Origin of the sequence: Spongiibacter pelagi, from assembly GCF_014705705.1 — a bacterium.
In the GTDB taxonomy this organism is placed as follows: Bacteria; Pseudomonadota; Gammaproteobacteria; order Pseudomonadales; family Spongiibacteraceae; genus Spongiibacter; species Spongiibacter pelagi.
Genome location: NZ_JACXLD010000001.1, coordinates 659,898 through 676,748 on the forward strand (window position 1 = coordinate 659,898; position 16,851 = coordinate 676,748).

15 protein-coding genes are annotated in these 16,851 nt (G+C 52.3%); 10 read left to right on the top strand and 5 right to left on the bottom strand.

Annotation, left to right across the window (positions count from 1 at the left end; all coding sequences use genetic code 11):
• The first annotated feature begins 18 nt into the window (after window positions 1–18).
• From aroB to hemE, 4 genes are all read left to right on the top strand, one after another.
• Complete coding sequence (aroB, locus tag IB286_RS03080) at window positions 19–1,104, top strand: 3-dehydroquinate synthase (protein ID WP_190762298.1); 1,086 nt, start codon at window positions 19–21, stop codon at window positions 1,102–1,104.
• Window positions 1,105–1,283: 179 nt separating this feature from the next.
• The gene (gltB, locus tag IB286_RS03085; protein WP_190762299.1) at window positions 1,284–5,732 is read left to right on the top strand and encodes a glutamate synthase large subunit; all 4,449 of its coding nucleotides are present in this window, start codon (window positions 1,284–1,286) and stop codon (window positions 5,730–5,732) included.
• Window positions 5,733–5,759: 27 nt separating this feature from the next.
• Window positions 5,760–7,178: an FAD-dependent oxidoreductase gene (locus IB286_RS03090; protein WP_190762300.1), complete on the top strand. Its 1,419-nt coding sequence runs from the start codon at window positions 5,760–5,762 to the stop codon at window positions 7,176–7,178.
• 109 nt (window positions 7,179–7,287) lie between these two features.
• A complete protein-coding gene (hemE, locus tag IB286_RS03095) occupies window positions 7,288–8,352 on the top strand; it encodes a uroporphyrinogen decarboxylase (RefSeq protein ID WP_190762302.1) in 1,065 nt (354 codons plus the stop codon).
• Between the two features lie 97 nt (window positions 8,353–8,449).
• On the opposite strand, the gene IB286_RS03100 is transcribed toward hemE, so the two are convergent.
• Entirely contained in the window at window positions 8,450–9,004 is a 555-nt protein-coding gene (locus tag IB286_RS03100; RefSeq protein WP_190762304.1) for an O-antigen ligase family protein, read from the bottom strand.
• A gap of 166 nt (window positions 9,005–9,170) precedes the next feature.
• On the opposite strand from IB286_RS03100, the gene IB286_RS03105 reads away from it, so the two are divergent.
• Entirely contained in the window at window positions 9,171–9,737 is a 567-nt protein-coding gene (locus IB286_RS03105; protein ID WP_190762306.1) for a DUF1415 domain-containing protein, read from the top strand.
• Window positions 9,738–9,741: 4 nt separating this feature from the next.
• On the opposite strand, the gene IB286_RS03110 is transcribed toward IB286_RS03105, so the two are convergent.
• Both IB286_RS03110 and IB286_RS03115 read right to left on the bottom strand, forming a co-directional pair.
• On the bottom strand, window positions 9,742–10,296 hold the full coding sequence (locus tag IB286_RS03110; protein ID WP_190762308.1) for a DUF4136 domain-containing protein: 555 nt from the start codon (window positions 10,294–10,296) through the stop codon (window positions 9,742–9,744).
• Window positions 10,297–10,314: 18 nt separating this feature from the next.
• Window positions 10,315–10,914, bottom strand: coding sequence for a DNA-3-methyladenine glycosylase I (locus IB286_RS03115; protein ID WP_190762310.1), 600 nt, complete (start codon window positions 10,912–10,914; stop codon window positions 10,315–10,317).
• An 84-nt stretch (window positions 10,915–10,998) separates the two neighbouring features.
• On the opposite strand from IB286_RS03115, the gene IB286_RS03120 reads away from it, so the two are divergent.
• A complete protein-coding gene (locus IB286_RS03120) occupies window positions 10,999–11,793 on the top strand; it encodes a M48 family metallopeptidase (RefSeq protein ID WP_190762312.1) in 795 nt (264 codons plus the stop codon).
• Between the two features lie 33 nt (window positions 11,794–11,826).
• Window positions 11,827–12,498, top strand: a complete 672-nt coding sequence (locus tag IB286_RS03125) for a YoaK family protein (RefSeq protein ID WP_190762314.1) — start codon at window positions 11,827–11,829, stop codon at window positions 12,496–12,498.
• Between the two features lie 78 nt (window positions 12,499–12,576).
• On the opposite strand, the gene cysE is transcribed toward IB286_RS03125, so the two are convergent.
• Window positions 12,577–13,368, bottom strand: a complete 792-nt coding sequence (gene cysE, locus IB286_RS03130; protein WP_190762317.1) for a serine O-acetyltransferase — start codon at window positions 13,366–13,368, stop codon at window positions 12,577–12,579.
• 77 nt (window positions 13,369–13,445) lie between these two features.
• Window positions 13,446–14,147, bottom strand: coding sequence for a tRNA (guanine(46)-N(7))-methyltransferase TrmB (trmB, locus tag IB286_RS03135; RefSeq protein WP_190762319.1), 702 nt, complete (start codon window positions 14,145–14,147; stop codon window positions 13,446–13,448).
• Between the two features lie 142 nt (window positions 14,148–14,289).
• Here trmB and IB286_RS03140 point away from each other — a divergent pair, with 142 nt between their 5' ends.
• From IB286_RS03140 to IB286_RS03150, 3 genes are all read left to right on the top strand, one after another.
• Window positions 14,290–15,012: an acyltransferase gene (locus IB286_RS03140; protein WP_190762321.1), complete on the top strand. Its 723-nt coding sequence runs from the start codon at window positions 14,290–14,292 to the stop codon at window positions 15,010–15,012.
• 96 nt (window positions 15,013–15,108) lie between these two features.
• On the top strand, window positions 15,109–16,074 hold the full coding sequence (locus IB286_RS03145; protein WP_190762323.1) for an ABC transporter ATP-binding protein: 966 nt from the start codon (window positions 15,109–15,111) through the stop codon (window positions 16,072–16,074).
• Window positions 16,071–16,832 carry an ABC transporter permease gene (locus IB286_RS03150; RefSeq protein WP_190762325.1) on the top strand — a complete coding sequence of 254 codons (762 nt, stop codon included), beginning with the start codon at window positions 16,071–16,073 and terminating at the stop codon, window positions 16,830–16,832. The genes IB286_RS03145 and IB286_RS03150 overlap by 4 nt, the downstream gene beginning before the upstream one ends.
• Window positions 16,833–16,851: the final 19 nt, after the last annotated feature.

Consider the following 16,851-nt stretch of genomic DNA (forward strand, 5'->3'; position numbering starts at 1 on the left):
CTCTCTTCTGGAAACTATATGAAGCGCCTAGATGTTGCTCTGGGGGAGCGTAGCTATCCTATCTTTATTGGCCGTAATCTGCTGGCTCAAGCCGAGCTTTGGGTATCTGAAATTGCCGGTAAACAAGCTGCCGTTGTTACTAATGAGACCATAGCGCCCTTGTATTTGGCTCAAATTCGGCAGCAACTTGAGCAAAAAGAGGTTTGCGAAACGATCTTGCCTGACGGTGAGCAGTACAAAACCCTAGAGACCTTAAATCAGATATTTACTGATTTGCTCGAGGCGAACCACAATCGCAAAACCACCTTGATTGCTCTGGGTGGCGGTGTCGTTGGTGATATGTGCGGTTTTGCGGCGGCCAGCTATCAGCGCGGTGTCGATTTCATTCAAATTCCAACCACGCTGTTGTCGATGGTGGACTCCTCCGTTGGTGGTAAAACTGGGGTGAATCATCCGCTGGGCAAAAATATGATTGGCGCCTTTCATCAGCCGCAATGCGTGTTGGCGGATTTGAGTTTGCTGGATACCTTGCCCGAGCGTGAGTATGCGGCGGGGGTGGCCGAAGTTATAAAATACGGATTAATCTGCGATGCGCCGTTTTTTGATTGGCTGGAGGCCAATGCAGAAAAATTGATGGCCCGCGATGGCGAGGTGCTTGCCGAGGCGGTTTATCGCTCCTGCCAAAACAAGGCCGAGGTAGTTGCAGAGGATGAATTGGAATCCGGTCGCCGGGCGATTTTGAATTTGGGACATACCTTTGGCCACGCCATCGAAACTGCAGAAGGTTACGGCAGCTGGCTACATGGCGAGGCAGTCGCTACAGGCATGGTGCTTGCTCTGCAATTGTCCTGTCGGCTGGGTTGGATTGATGCGTCTTTGGTTGAGCGCGCGACAAGCCTCTTGTCGAGCTGTAATTTGCCGGTCGAACCGCCCAAAAACATGAATGTGGAGCAATTCTTGCTACTCATGGGGCGGGACAAAAAGGTAATTGATGGCCGCCTGCGCCTAGTGTTACTAAGGGGCTTGGGTGAGGCTGTTGTGACAAGTGATGCGCCAGAGCAGGATGTTGTTGCCGTTTTGCGTACTGCTGGGGTTGCGCCCTAAATTCGCTAAGGTTCAAACTGCGCTAAAGCCGGGCAGCTTGGGCCTAAAAAGCGGTGAGTTTGTCGCCATGGCCGCTAGCGTGTAGAATGTCACTCCTTTTTTCGGCTACGCCGACGTGGCCGATCACCATATTTAGTTTATCTGCTTGTTTTTCTTGTAGTTTTTTTGAGAGTCGTTATATGAGTACAGGCCTGTACAGACCTGAGGATGTGCGCGACAACTGCGGTTTCGGCCTTATTGCCCACGTAGAGGGCGAGGCGAGCCACAAGTTGCTGCAGACTGCCATTGAATCACTGACCTGCATGACTCACCGTGGGGGTATCGCCGCGGATGGAAAAACAGGCGATGGTTGCGGTTTATTGCTGAAAAAGCCCGATGGATTCCTGCGTCAGATCGCTAAAGCGGAACTTGGCGTTGAGCTGTCTGAGACTTACGCCGTGGCTCAGGTCTTTATGAGTCAAGATGAGGCTATTGCTCAGCAAACCCGCGATACCATGGCGCAGGTGGTTGATAGCAACGGCCTGCAATCGGTGGGCTGGCGCGAAGTGCCGGTTGATCCATCGGTCTGTGGCGAAATCGCACTGAGCACGCTGCCGCGCATTGAACAGCTGTTTATCAATGTTGAGGGTATGACTCGACAAGAGCTGGCCACGCAGATGTTTGTGATCCGTCGCAAGGCGGAGCTGGCTGTTTCTGGCGATCCTGATTTTTATATCTGTAGCTTGTCTTCAGAAGTGCTGGCCTATAAAGGGCTGGTGATGCCGGTAGATCTGCCAAAGTTCTACAAAGACTTGGGCAATCCTGCGCTGGAAACGGCGATTGCGGTATTCCACCAACGCTTCTCTACCAACACCATGCCGCGCTGGCCGCTGGCGCAGCCATTCCGGATGCTGGCCCACAACGGTGAAATCAACACCGTTGAAGGCAACCGCAACTGGGCCGATGCGCGTACCTCTAACTTTACCAGCGCACTATTGCCGAACGTTGATGAGTTGGCGCCGTTGGTTAACCGCGTTGGTTCTGACTCTTCTAGCCTCGACAATATGCTGGAACTGCTGATTGCCGGTGGTATGGAGCTGTTCCGTGCGGTGCGCATGCTGGTGCCGCCAGCTTGGCAAAACATTGAGCATATGGATGCCGATCTCAAGGCATTCTACGAATACAACTCCATGCATATGGAGCCTTGGGATGGCCCTGCCGGTTTGGTAATGACCGATGGTCGTTACGCGGTGTGTATGCTGGACCGTAACGGTCTGCGTCCTTCACGCTGGGTGACCACCAAAGACGGTTTTATCACCGTCGCTTCGGAAATTGGTACCTATAGCTACCAGCCAGATCAGGTTATTGCCAAGGGTCGTATCGGCCCCGGTCAAATTCTGGTGGTTGATACTGAAACCGGCGAAGTGCTGCATTCCAAAGATGTCGACGAGCGCCTGAAAACCGCGCACCCGTACAAAAAATGGCTGCGTGAAAATGCGAATCGCCTAGAGGACCAACTGGTACCCGGTGAATTGCCCGCGCTGCCAGAAAGTGAGCAGCTCAAGGCTTACCAAAAATACTTCCAAGTGAGCTTTGAAGAGCGTGAGCAAGTACTCGCTCCACTGGGCGAAAGCGGCAATGAAGCCGTGGGCTCAATGGGTGATGACACGCCAATGGCGGTACTGTCTGCGACTCAGCGTTCGCTCTACGATTACTTCCGTCAGAAATTTGCGCAGGTAACTAACCCGCCCATCGATCCGCTGCGCGAAGCGATCGTGATGAGTTTGGAAACTCTGCTCGGTGCCGAACAGAATGTGTTTGAGCAAACTGCCGAGCACGCAGATCGATTGATTCTAACCAGCCCAGTGCTGTCGCCAGATAAATTTAACCGTCTGATGGCGGTGAAGTCTGAGCGCTATCCTATTCAGCAAATCGATCTGGTTTACGATCCCGCGAAGACTTCACTGAAGCAAGCGGTTGAAGCCGTGACTGCAGCAGCTGAACAAGCCGTGCGCGATGGCAAAGTCATTCTGGTGCTCAGCGATCGCAATCTTGAGCCCGGCCTGTTGGCGATTCACAGCCTGCTGGCAACCGGTGCGGTTCACCATCACTTGATTCACAAAGGGCTGCGTTGCAGTGCCAACCTTGTTGTGGAAAGCGGTAGCGCGCGAGATTCACACCAGTTCGCTTGCTTGTATGGCTTTGGTGCCACCGCCGTTTACCCCTACATGTCGTTTGCGGTATTGCGCGATATGTTGGCCGACGGAGAAATTCTTGGCGAAGAGCAGCAGGTTTTCAGCAATTACACCAAAGGCATCAACAAAGGCCTGCTGAAAATTATGTCCAAAATGGGCATTTCCTCCATTTCTTCATACCGTGGTGCGCAGTTGTTTGAAGCTATCGGTTTGGATAACGAGGTGGTTGAGCTGTGCTTTAAAGGTGTTGCTAGCCGTATCGCCGGTGTCGGTTTTGAAGGTCTGCAACGCGATCAGGAAGCGCTGGCAACTCTCGCTTGGTTACCGCGTAAAGCCTTGGATCAAGGCGGCCTGCTGAAATACGTACACGGCAAGGAATACCACGCCTTTAACCCCGATGTAGTTATGCAACTGCAGCAAGCGGTTAAAACTGGCGACTACGCTCAGTGGAAAAAATACGCCAAGCTGGTTAACGATCGTCCGGTTGCGACGCTGCGTGACCTGCTGGATTTGCATCCCGATGCCAAGCCCATTTCGGTTGATGAAGTGGAGCCCATTGAAGCGATTCTAAAGCGCTTTGACTCGGCGGGTATGTCTTTGGGTGCTTTGAGCCCCGAGGCCCACGAAGCATTGGCAACGGCCATGAACCGCTTGGGCGCACGCTCTAACTCCGGTGAAGGCGGTGAAGACCCCGCCCGTTACGGCACTGAGCGCGTTTCCAAAATCAAACAGATTGCCTCTGGTCGTTTCGGTGTCACCCCGCATTATCTGGTGAATGCCGAAGTACTGCAGATTAAAGTTGCTCAGGGTGCTAAGCCCGGTGAAGGTGGTCAGCTGCCCGGCGGCAAGGTGAACTCACTGATTGCGCGCCTGCGTTACTCTGTGCCCGGTGTCACTCTGATTTCACCGCCTCCGCACCACGATATCTATTCGATCGAAGACTTGGCGCAGCTGATTTTTGACTTGAAAGAAGTTAATCCAGATGCCCTAGTGTCGGTCAAACTGGTTTCTGAGCCCGGTGTTGGCACCATTGCCGCCGGTGTGGCTAAGGCCTATGCCGACCTGATTACCATTTCTGGTTATGACGGTGGTACCGCTGCTAGCCCATTGACCTCAATCCGCTATGCGGGTTCGCCGTGGGAGCTGGGTCTGTCTGAAGCTCAGCAAACTCTGCGTGGCAATGGTCTGCGTGGCATGGTTCGCGTACAGACAGATGGTGGTTTGAAAACCGGCCTAGACGTGGTTAAAGCGGCTATTTTGGGTGCCGAGAGCTTTGGTTTTGGCACCACGCCGATGGTTGCATTGGGCTGTAAATACCTGCGTATTTGTCACCTGAATAACTGTGCAACGGGTGTGGCAACTCAGGATGACCGTCTGCGTGATGAGCACTTCATTGGCACGGTAGAAATGGTGATGAATTTCTTCACCTTCTTGGCGATGGAAACCCGTGAATGGATGGCCAGCATTGGTGTGCGCACCATTGAAGAGCTGATTGGCCGCACTGATTTGCTGCAACAAAATCAGGGCAAAACCGACAAGCATCAAGCGCTGGATCTGTCGCCGATTCTTTACAAAGACCCGGCAGCTAAAGATCAGCCTGAGTTCTGTCAGGTGGCCTTGAACGAACCCTTTGATAAGGGCGAGAAAGCCAAGAAAATTCTGGCGGATGTACTGCCCGCTATCGATGCTAAGTCCGGCGGCGAATTCAGTTTTGTGGTCAATAACTGCGACCGTTCATTGGGTGCGCGACTCTCTGGTGAAATTGCCAAGCGTCACGGCAACCTCGATATGGAAGCGGCGCCAATTAAACTGAACCTGACCGGTACGGCAGGACAAAGCTTTGGTGTGTGGAACGCCGGCGGTCTGCATATGTATCTGGAAGGTGATGCCAACGATTATGTGGGCAAGGGTATGGCCGGCGGTAAGCTGGTGATCTATCCGCCCAAGGGCAGCAGCTTCAAGAGTCAGGAAACCTCTATTATCGGTAACACCTGTCTGTACGGTGCGACTGGCGGTAGATTGTTTGCGGCGGGTACGGCCGGCGAGCGTTTTGGTGTGCGGAACTCAGGCGCCAGCGCGGTGATTGAAGGTGCCGGTGACCACTGCTGTGAATATATGACCGGCGGTAATATCACGGTGCTTGGCAATACCGGCGTGAACTTCGGTGCGGGCATGACCGGTGGTTTCGCCTATGTGCTGGATGAAGACTGCCGCTTTGTTGATAAATACAACAAAGAGCTGGTGGAAATCTGCCGCATTAATTCTGAAGCGCTGGAAGCTTATCGCAGCCACCTGCGCAGCAACATCATTGAATTTGTCGCCGAGACCGGGTCCGCCTGGGGGCAGCATATTCTCGATAATTTTGACGACTACGTAGGCAAGTTCTGGATGGTGAAGCCCAAGGCTGCCAGCTTGGCGGGCCTGCTGGACGCCACCAGAAAAAGTCCGGCCTGAGTGCGGCGAGCGTAGTGGAGACGTATTATGGCTGAACGTTTAAGTAATTCTTTTCAGTTTCTCGACCTTGAGCGCCAAGATCCGGCTAAAAAGTCTATGGATCAGCGGCAACATGCTTTTGTCGAAATTTATGAGCCTTTCCAAGAAGAAGAGGTTAAGCATCAGGCGCACCGTTGTTTGGCCTGTGGCAACCCTTACTGTGAGTGGAAATGCCCGGTACACAATTATATTCCCAACTGGTTGAAGCTGGTCAGTGAAGGCAATCTGTTTGAAGCGGCTGAACTCAGCCACCAAACCAACAGCCTACCGGAAGTGTGTGGTCGCGTGTGTCCGCAAGATCGTCTGTGTGAAGGCGCTTGTACCCTAAACGATGGGTTTGGTGCGGTTACTATCGGCTCCACCGAAAAATACATTACGGATACCGCCTTGGAATTGGGCTGGCGTCCAGACATGTCTAAGCGTGTGTGGACCGACAAGAAAGTCGCCGTAATTGGTGCTGGCCCTGCCGGTATCGGTTGTGCCGACGTGTTGGTTCGCGCTGGTGTGAAGCCAGTAGTCTTTGATCGTTACCCAGAAATTGGTGGACTGCTGACTTTTGGTATTCCCGAATTCAAATTGGAAAAATCGGTCGTTCAGCGCCGTCGTCGCGTGCTGGAAGATATGGGTGTGGAATTCCGTTTGAACGTGAATGTTGGCACCGATGTGACCATGCAAGCCCTGCTGGATGAATACGATGCGGTGTTCCTCGGCATGGGCACTTACAAATACATGAAGGGTGGCTTCCCCGGTGAAGACCTGCCCGGCGTTTACGATGCGCTGCCGTTCCTTATTTCCAACGTCAACCGCAATATGGGTTGGGAAGCCGATGCCGCTGACTTTATCAGCGTGAACGGCAAGCGTGTTGTGGTGCTCGGTGGTGGTGATACCGCCATGGACTGTAACCGCACCTCTATCCGTCAAGGCGCGACTTCAGTGACCTGTGCTTACCGCCGTGACGAAGAAAATATGCCTGGTTCTAAGCGCGAGGTTGTTAATGCTCGCGAAGAGGGTGTGGAATTCCTGTTCAACCGTCAGCCAATTGAAATTGTTGGCAATGGTAAAGTGGAAGGCATTAAAGTCATCACCACCCAGTTGGGTGAACCCGATGAAAATGGTCGTCGTCGCCCAGAGCCCATTGCTGGAAGTGAGGAAATCATTCCTGCCGATGTGGTGCTGGTGGCGTTTGGTTTTCAACCGAATCCTCCTGCGTGGCTGGGTGATTCAAACGTTGAAACCAATAGCTGGGGCGGTGTTGAAGCGCCTGAGCAACAGCTCTACAAATTCCAAACCTCTAACCCTAAAGTGTTTGCCGGCGGCGATATGGTGCGCGGTTCAGACTTGGTGGTTACCGCAGTTTGGGAAGGGCGTCAGGCCGCTGAAGGCATTCTCGACTACCTGAAAGTCTAAGCACAATCTCTACTTTTAAAGCTGGTCACTCATCTTGGTGTGCCAGCTTTACTGGCGATAATAAAACGGCTCAAAAAGTCTTACTCAAGCGGCCAGTCAAGGCGGTGACATGACAGAACTCAAGAACGATACTTTTCTCCGTGCCCTCATGCGTCAGCCGGTGGAATACACCCCGGTGTGGATGATGCGTCAGGCGGGTCGCTACCTGCCCGAGTACCGGGCAACGCGCGCCAAGGCCGGTGACTTTATGTCGCTGTGTATGAATCCGGAACTGGCCTGCGAAGTCACACTGCAGCCACTGGATCGTTACCCCTTGGATGCGGCGATTCTATTCTCCGATATTCTTACCATTCCCGATGCCATGGGACTCGGTCTATATTTTGAAACCGGCGAAGGCCCGCGTTTCAAAAAAACCGTACGCTCTCAGGCCGATGTCGATGCACTGCCGGTGGTAGATGGCGAGAATGATCTGACCTATGTTTGCGATGCTGTGCGTACTATCCGCCGTGAATTGAATGGCCGGGTGCCGTTGATCGGTTTCTCGGGCAGTCCGTGGACGCTGGCGACCTATATGGTTGAAGGTGGTGGCTCTAAAGACCACGCGCGCTCAAAGGCTCTGGCTTTTGATCAGCCTGAAGTGATGCACAGCCTGTTAGATAAGCTGGCGAAAAGCGTCACGGCCTATCTGAATGACCAGATTAAAGCGGGTGCACAAGCAGTACAAATTTTTGATACCTGGGGTGGCGCACTTAGCTATGCGGCGTATCAGGAGTTCAGCCTCAAATACATGCAGCAGATTGTTGATGGCCTGATCCGCGAACACGAAGGTCGCCCCGTACCGGTAATTTTGTTTACCAAAAACGGCGGTCAGTGGCTGGATTTGATGGCGGCAACCGGTGCTAATGCGTTGGGGCTGGATTGGACAATGGATATTGGTCAGGCGCGCAAGCAGGTTGGCGATCGGGTTGCCCTGCAAGGCAATATGGATCCTTCCATGTTGTTTGCATCACCTAAGCGGATTCGTGAAGAAGTGGCCGCAATTCTAAAAAGTTTCGGCACCGGTACTGGCCATGTCTTTAATCTGGGGCATGGCATTACACCGGGCGTAAACCCAGAACATGCCGGCGCGTTTATTGAATCGGTTCGAGAGCTGTCTCTGCCTTACCATCAGTAATTTAATAAGCACTCTTTATAAAAAAACGGCGGGCTATAATAGACCGCCGTTTTTGGTTGTGGGCACTTTGCAAGCGTAGTAATTAATCAGAGCTGCCTCAGGGCATTACCTCAATAAACCGCCGCCACTGATTCTGAGCACTAATATACCAGTCTGGCGCACCTTCGCCGGTTCCAGAAAACTCCAGTTCGGGGTAGTGGGTGGTTACGCGGTTGATGATGTTCTCATCCATGCCACGTCCATCAATAATCAATAAATGGCGTCCACTATTCAGAGCCTGATCAAAGCGGCGAAAATCCCGGTGCGGCTCCTGAATGCCAAACAGTCCTGCCTCCCAGGTAATAAAGCCCAGCATCACAATGGCGAGAAACACGAAGGGCATCCAGCCGACTACCGCTGCGGCCCCGGAAAGTTGCCCCGTCGCCAGTACCACCAGTGCGGCGGCAACGCCGGCCATGGCTCCGCGGGTCATCGATCGAACGACATCTTTTCTGAGTACAGCTTCCACGTCATTGAGGGCACGTTTCATTACACCGCAATCATCACGGCTGAGAATATGAATTTGTGGCTTGCTAAGGCCGTTGTGCTCAAGGTCGTGTTCAATGGCTTGCAGCCGATCTAGGTTGTCGGCTAGGAAATAATATCTTTTCATCGTTTAGCCTCTGTTTGGTGTCTAGTAGCGGTAGAATTGCGGACTGATGAAAAGTCGAATAATGCGGCCTGTAACTCAGTCCTGCCTGTCCATCCTACGCCGTTTGTTATAGCGCGGTTATGGTAAATTTGACTAAAAAATGATCACTAAATAACTGGGGTTTCTAATGGGGCAAAGCGATTTCGATACCGATGCATGTGTGCTGGCGGTTCAGCAATGGCTGGAAAATACCGTTATCGGTTTGAACCTGTGTCCATTTGCGGCGCGTCCTTATCGCGCAGATCAAGTTCGTATTCGTGTGATTGAGGCTGGTGAAACGCAGGATATTCTGCGCGAAATCTACGCGGAAATGAGTTTGTTGTGGGACAAAGATCCCGAAAAAGTAGAAACCAGCGTATTAGTTTGCCCCGCACTTAGCGCCAGTTTTGATGACTATTTAGATTGCCTGGAATTGGCTGAGGATTTAATTGAGGGGGCTAGCTGGGAAGGCGAAATTCAAATCGCCAGTTTTCATCCGGATTACTGCTTTGATGGCGTTGCTGAAGACGACCCCAGTAACTACACCAATCGTGCGCCGCAGGCGATATTTCACTTATTGCGCGAAGCCAGTCTTGAGGCGGCGATTGCCGCCTACGGCGATACCGCGCTTATCCCTGAGCGTAATATTCAATTATTCCAGTCGAAAAGCGCGGCAGAGTTAAACGATCTATTTCCCTATCTAATAGAGAAATGAGTGGCTATTTCGGAGGGAATTCCGCCCAGATTTCGCTAACCGCGTCGTCGATGCGAATCTGATTTTCTTTGGGGTCTTGGCTGTCTAGCTCAATCACCAGTGAACCGCGCCATGCCAGTTTTTGATCTTTGGCGTTGAGCAGATCAATCACAATCTGAATATTTTGATTCACGCGATCGGCGCCAAGTGGAATGCCCACGCTGGTGCCAATGCCGACATTGCTAGAAAAACTGCCAAGGCCAATGCCTAAGCGCGGGCTGCGATCAATGGTGTCTGGTGCGGGCAGAATCAGTGGCCGCACAATAAAGTCGGCCTGCTCGATTTTTTGAACTTCTTGATAGAGCCCGGTTTTGAGGCGCTGGCTGAGCGATGCTTTTAGGTGCTCTTGTAGGAAAGGCGATATTGCGGTGTTGGCTTGGTTGCTGGCGGGGTCTGCTGCCCAAGTGAATTTTTGGTAGGTGGTAAAATTGGCGCGTGGATTGTAGTCGGTGACAACCCGCGTGCTGCTGCAAGCGGCCAAAAGCATGACAGACATCATGATGGAAAATAAAAATTTCATAATTGCCTCAATAGAGCCTTACTTCACGTTGATGTTTTTGCCCAAGGCTTTGACCGCTTTATGCTGCGGGCAGTTCACTAGGTGGTCGTTAACAAAGCCCAGTGCTTGTAAGTGCGCATAACAAATCGTACTGCCAAAAAAGCGAAAACCACGTTTTTTCATGTCTTTGGCAATGGCGTCAGATATCTCCGTGGTGGCCGGTACTTCCGCTAAGCTCTGCCATTGGTTTTGTTTTGGCTTGCCGCCAAAGAACTGCCAGAAATAGCGGTGCGCTTCGCCAAATTCTTTTTGCAGCTGCAAGAAACATTGTGCATTACTAATCGCGCTTTCGATTTTTTTACGATTGCGAACAATGCCCTCATTATTCATCAGCGCTTCGACTTTTGCCTCATCAAAAGCGGCGACTTTTTTGGCATTAAAACCGGCAAAGGCTTTTCGGTAGGCCTCTCGCTTGCGCAAAATCGTAATCCAGCTAAGACCCGCTTGGGCAGATTCCAAAATCAGAAATTCGAATAAGCGTTGGTCGTCGGTGCACGGCACGCCCCACTCGTCGTTGTGATAGGCAAGATACAGGGGATCGCTACCGCACCAGCCGCAGGGTTCTTGTGATTTTGCCATTATTGCCCTCGAATCGGTTTTGCCTGAGCCTCAACTAATCCCCATAATGGGGCAATTGCAATTGGATTGATAGCGGGGAGAAACATGAAGTTCATTAAAGGTTTTAGTCTAGTTCTGGTCGTGGCTTTGTTGGCCTCTTGTGCCCAGTCGCCCACCGGACGTCGGCAGATATTGCTGTTTTCCAATAGCGAAATGTCGCAAATGGGCGGCACCGCGTTTGATGAAATGAAACAGAAAATGACCATCAACCGCGATGGCAAGGTCAACCGCTATGTGACCTGCGTGGCAGATTCGATTACCGCACGCCTGTCGCCTGAATGGCAGGGCAGTTGGGAAGTGGTGGTGTTTGAGGAAGACTCGGCTAACGCCTTTGCCTTGCCGGGCAAAAAAATCGGCGTGCATACCGGTATTTTTAAAATGGCGAAAAACCAAGACCAGCTCGCTACCGTTCTTGGTCACGAAGTCGGCCACGTGCTGGCTCAACACAGCGCTGAACGTCTTTCACAGCAGAGCGTGGTCGGTACCGGCTCACAACTGATCGGTGTACTGCTTGGCGAAGGTGCGCAAAAAGAAACGGTAATGGGCCTGCTTGGTCTCGGCGCGCAATATGGCCTGCTGTTACCCTATGGTCGCGCGCAAGAATCTGAGGCCGATGTGGTTGGTTTGAAGCTGATGGCGCAGGCGGGTTTTAATCCAAAAGCCAGTGTGCAACTTTGGGAGAATATGAGTGCGGGCAGTCAGGGCCAGCCGCCTGAGTTTATGTCGACTCACCCCTCACACAGCACGCGGATTAACGATCTGAATAAAGCAATTCCCAAATACGATCCGCTGTACAAGCAGGCGCAAGCGCAAGGCTTGAAACCAAACTGTTCGATGTAGAAAGCTCGCATCGATTAACAAGAGTCACGTCTCTTGATTTCGCAACTGCCAAAATGGGTTGAGTTTGGCGCATTTATTTTGGCGCTGGTGGCGGGCTTTGTGAACGCGGTGGGGCTGTTGGGTTTTGAGCACCAATCGGTATCGCACCTGTCCGGAACCGCCACCTTGTTGGGCACCGATCTTTTTGCCGGATCACTCGATGGCAGTGTGCATTTACTGGGGGTGTTGCTGGCCTTTCTAGTCGGCTCGTCATTGGCGGGCTATCTGCTGCCGGGAGCAACCCTAACCTTGGGGCGGCACTATGATACGGCTTTGGCTATAGAAGCCGTGTTGCTGTTGCTGGCGCTCTGGTGTCTTTCGCAAGCTTCTTTTTACGGTCACTTTTTTGCTTCTGCCGCCTGTGGTTTACAAAATGCGTTGGCGAGTCGATACAGCGGCGCGGTAATCCGCACCACCCATGTCACTGGAATTTTTACGGATTTGGGAATGATGCTGGGGGCTCGATTTCGCGGTGAAGCCTTGGATAAGCGTAAAGCTAAGCTATTTGTTTTGATTATTGCTGGATTTGTTTTCGGTGGAAGTCTTGGCGCAATGGCTTACGCAAAGCTCCAATTCTGGTCACTGTTATTGCCGGCGGGAATTTGCCTGGTATTGGCGATTGTCTATCGGGTGTATGCAGCTCCGCAGCGCCAGCTGGTTCGCTGAAGCGAGTTAATCGCAGCAACCTGCTTTTCTCGCTAAAGCGAGTTAACCGCAGCAGCCTGTTTTTCTCGCTGAAGCGAGTTAACCGCAGCAGGCGCCATGATTCATTGAGAGTGCAGGTGCGTCGCAATCTGGGGTGCCAATGACTTTGGCCGGAACGCCCGCGACAATAGTGTGCGGAGGCACATCTTTCAGGACTACGCTGCCAGAGCCAACCTGTGCGCCTTCCCCAATATGAATATTCCCCAGAATTTTTGCGCCCGCGCTGATCAGCACGCCATCCCCAACTTTGGGGTGGCGGTCGCCGTGTTCTTTGCCGGTACCGCCAAGTGTCACCGATTGCATCAGCGACACATTATTTCCCACCACCGCGGTTTCACCAATAACGATTCCGGTGGCGTGATCCATCAGTATGCCGCGACCAATTTTAGCTGCTGGGTGAATGTCGACGCCGAACTCACAGGAAATTCGGTTCTGAAAAAATAACGCCAGTGATACTCGGCCTTGCTGCCAAAGCCAATGAGCCACGCGGTAAGACTGGAGTGCGTGAAAGCCTTTGAAGTACAAAAACGGCACCGACAATTGTTCGCAGGCGGAGTCGCGCTCGTAAACGGCGCAGATGTCGGCGCGCATGGCGCAACCAATTTCCGGGTCGGCGGCAAAGGCTTCTTCAAGCACTTCTCTCACTAACAACGCAGAAGCGGCCGGGCTGGCTAGGGTATGTGCCAAGTGGAAGCTCAGTGCGGTTTCCAAGCTGTCGTGGTTCAGAATCGTGGCGTGCAAAAAGCTCGCGAGTACCGGCTCGCTTTGTACTTCGCGGGCGGTTTCTTCGCGGATGGTTTGCCAGACGGTGTCGGTATTGCTTGTCTTCATAATAGCTGCGGTCCAAGTACTGGGGTCAGTATAGCGAGTTGTTGGCAATAGCTACAGCGGCGGCAGATTAGCGTTTTTTAACACGAACTGGAGTTAATGGTGCCAGCGGTGATGTGGGCCTGACAGCGCCACAGGGTTTGTCCGCTGTTAAGGTATTTGCGCTCAAAGGGCGTGATAATGGTTTCGGGGAGGAAGGCGTTATAAGCGGCTTCTACTCCAAGCAATCGCAGTGCGGTGGCAAATTCGTCAACGTAGAGCGCCCAATTACTGCGCAACTCAATCTCGCCGCCGAGTTTCAGTAGGGCGGGAAATACCGGCGAGCCATGAATCCGCAATTTGATCTGGTCACTTTTAGGCCAGGGATTTGGGTATAGCAGAAAATGCCTTAGCGGCTGCCAGCCAGCCTCAACCGCTAGCCGCCAAAAGTCTTCCACATCGGCTTGAATCAACAGGTAGTTTTGTTGTTCGCTTTGGTAGCCGGCGTGTTTGTCGAGCCGAGCGGCGGATTTGTCGATGCCGATAACCGCGCAATCTGGATATTGTTCCGCCAGCTTGGCGGTGCTTTCGCCAACGCCGCAGAATGAGTCGAGTATCAATGGCTGCTTGCGTTCGGCTAGCCACTGGGCGGCAATTTGGAAGGCATCCAGATTGTGTTGGGCATAGGGTTTGCGAAATGTATGCGCCAGATGCTTGTGCAGAATTTTTTCCAGATTGGCGTGAACCTCAGTCTGATTGCTGACAATACGCCGGGAGCTGGGGAGTGAGTTGGTCTTCTTCATGCGGGCAGATGATAGATTTTGATCAGTGATAAGACCAGTGCTATGTGTTTTATTCGGCCCTTTGTCTAGGATCGAGTGCTACAGCCGTTATACTCGGGGCCATATTTATTTTGTTCTGAGTATTTCCAGCTAGAGAATAACAATGCGCATTGATCGCCGCCCTTACTGGTATAAAAAAGCCTATCTCCGTTTTCGATATTGGTACACCGAGCATTTTTTGGCGCCGGCCTGTGATTCGCTGGGCGATTACCACACCTTTATGAAACCTTGGTACACCTCAATTTCTGGGCCCAATATTGTTATTGGACGTTGCGCGACTATCGTTTCCGAGCCGTCCAGTCGGGTGGAGATCGGCGTGTGGGGACGCAAGGATTGGGAAGGGCGCATCGAGATTGGTGACAATGTATTAATGAGTCCCGGTACCCGGATCTCGGCCAGCGATGAGATTATTATTGGCAATGGGGTGATGATGGCTCACGGGGTGTATATCACCGATAGCGATTGGCACGGCATTTACGATCGCACTGAGCGCAGCGCGAATAAAACACCGGTGCATATTGGCAATAATGTCTGGTTGGGTGATCGGGCGACCGTGCTGAAAGGCGTCACCATTGGTGAAAATAGTATTGTTGCCGCCTGTGCGGTGGTGACTCGAGATGTGCCGGCCAATGTGGTGGTGGCGGGCAATCCGGCGGTGGTGGTGAAAAATCTCGATCCAGAAAAGGGCTTTAAAACGCGGGATGACTACTTTGCTGACCCTGAATCCTTGGCGCGCTTTTTTGATGGCGTCGATAAAATGGTGCTCGAGGGCAACAGCTTTTGGAATTGGCTGCGCTGCCTAGTTTGGCCCCGGCGCGGGGATTAATGAAAGTTTGCTTTGGTCAAAAGGCATTAGTGCTTGTCAGCCTTGCAGGGACGGAGGAGACTAGCGCGTGATTTATATGAGCCCAGAGGATTAAGTGTGACGACGGTGGTAAATGTTAGCGGCGTAGGCAAGACCTATGCCTCGGGCCATTGCGCATTGCGCAGTGTTGATCTGGACATTCAGCGCGGTGAAATCTTTGCCCTGCTGGGCCCTAACGGCGCCGGCAAAACCACCTTAATCAGTATTATCTGTGGCATTGTTAATGCCAGCGCTGGCACGGTCAGTGTTGGTGATCTCGATATCGTAAATGACTTCCGCAAAGTGCGAGGCCAGATTGGTTTGGTGCCTCAGGAGTTGTCTACCGACGGCTTTGAGAGCGTGTGGTCGACGGTGAAATTCAGTCGCGGCCTGTTTGGCAAGGCGCCGAATCCGGCCTATCTCGAACAAATTCTCCGCCAGTTATCGCTATGGGATAAGCGCCATGCACGCATTATGGAATTGTCGGGCGGTATGAAGCGCCGGGTGATGATTGCCAAGGCGCTATCTCACGAGCCTGATGTGCTGTTTCTTGATGAGCCTACCGCCGGAGTGGATGTCGAGCTGCGCCGAGATATGTGGGAGATGGTGCGCGGACTGCGTGAGCGTGGTGTCACTATCATTCTGACGACGCACTATATTGAAGAAGCCGAAGAGATGGCGGATCGCATCGGTGTTATCAGCAAGGGCGAAATTATTCTGGTGGAAGAAAAACATGCGCTGATGGATAAGCTGGGGCAGAAGCAACTGCGCTTGCAGTTACAGCAGCCTTTAACGGCGCTGCCGGTTGATCTCGGTGACCTGCCGCTCACCTTGGCGGATGAAGGGCGCGAATTGATTTTCCACTTCGACACCCAAAGCGAGCATACCGGCATTGCCGAAGTGCTGCGCAGGCTGGATCAACACGGTATCGACTACAAAGATTTGCAATCGCGTCAGCGTTCCCTTGAAGAAATTTTTGTCAGCTTGGCCAGTGATAGTCGGGCTGTAAAAAACACGGCTGCCAATGAAGGAGTCGCGGTATGAATCTGCATGCGGTCAAAGCAATTTATTTATTTGAAATGCACCGCTGGTGGCGAACCTTAATGCAGAGTTTGGCCTCGCCGGTCATTTCGACGTCTCTTTATTTTGTGGTATTTGGTTCGGCTATTGGCTCGCGCATGGTGGAGATTGATGGCGTGAGCTATGGGGCTTTTATCATCCCCGGCTTATTGATGCTGGCCTTGCTAACAGAAAGTATTTCTAATGCGGCCTTTGGCATTTTCTTTCCAAAATATAATGGCACGATCTACGAGCTGTTATCCGCACCGGTATCCGTGGCGGAAATATTATTGGGGTACGTTGGGGCGGCGGCGAGTAAGTCGATTGTGCTGGGTCTGTTGATTTTGGCCACGGCGCGTTTGTTTGTGGATTACAGCATTGCCCATCCCCTGTGGATGATCGCGTTCCTGCTGCTTACGGCCATTACCTTTAGTTTGTTCGGATTTATTATCGGCGTTTGGGCTGATGATTTTCAGAAGCTGCAAATTGTACCGATGCTGATTGTGACCCCGCTGGCGTTTCTGGGAGGCAGTTTTTACTCCATCAGTATGCTGCCACCCATTTGGCAGACCATCACCTTGTTTAATCCGGTGGTGTATTTGATCAGTGGTTTTCGCTGGAGTTTTTACGGTATCGCCGATGTGAATGTGGCGGTCAGCTTGGGTATGACCGCCTTATTTTTACTGGTGTGTTTGCTTGTTGTGAATTGGATGTTACGCAGCGGTTATCGAATTAAAAACTAGCGAGGCTCTTTATGATAAG

Coding starts and splice junctions, on each gene's coding strand:
- aroB (WP_190762298.1), top strand. CDS start 19: ATGAAGCGCCTAGATGTTGCTCTGGGGGAGCGTAGCTATCCTATCTTT.
- gltB (WP_190762299.1), top strand. CDS start 1,284: ATGAGTACAGGCCTGTACAGACCTGAGGATGTGCGCGACAACTGCGGT.
- IB286_RS03090 (WP_190762300.1), top strand. CDS start 5,760: ATGGCTGAACGTTTAAGTAATTCTTTTCAGTTTCTCGACCTTGAGCGC.
- hemE (WP_190762302.1), top strand. CDS start 7,288: ATGACAGAACTCAAGAACGATACTTTTCTCCGTGCCCTCATGCGTCAG.
- IB286_RS03100 (WP_190762304.1), bottom strand. CDS start 9,004: ATGAAAAGATATTATTTCCTAGCCGACAACCTAGATCGGCTGCAAGCC.
- IB286_RS03105 (WP_190762306.1), top strand. CDS start 9,171: ATGGGGCAAAGCGATTTCGATACCGATGCATGTGTGCTGGCGGTTCAG.
- IB286_RS03110 (WP_190762308.1), bottom strand. CDS start 10,296: ATGAAATTTTTATTTTCCATCATGATGTCTGTCATGCTTTTGGCCGCT.
- IB286_RS03115 (WP_190762310.1), bottom strand. CDS start 10,914: ATGGCAAAATCACAAGAACCCTGCGGCTGGTGCGGTAGCGATCCCCTG.
- IB286_RS03120 (WP_190762312.1), top strand. CDS start 10,999: ATGAAGTTCATTAAAGGTTTTAGTCTAGTTCTGGTCGTGGCTTTGTTG.
- cysE (WP_190762317.1), bottom strand. CDS start 13,368: ATGAAGACAAGCAATACCGACACCGTCTGGCAAACCATCCGCGAAGAA.
- trmB (WP_190762319.1), bottom strand. CDS start 14,147: ATGAAGAAGACCAACTCACTCCCCAGCTCCCGGCGTATTGTCAGCAAT.
- IB286_RS03140 (WP_190762321.1), top strand. CDS start 14,290: ATGCGCATTGATCGCCGCCCTTACTGGTATAAAAAAGCCTATCTCCGT.
- IB286_RS03150 (WP_190762325.1), top strand. CDS start 16,071: ATGAATCTGCATGCGGTCAAAGCAATTTATTTATTTGAAATGCACCGC.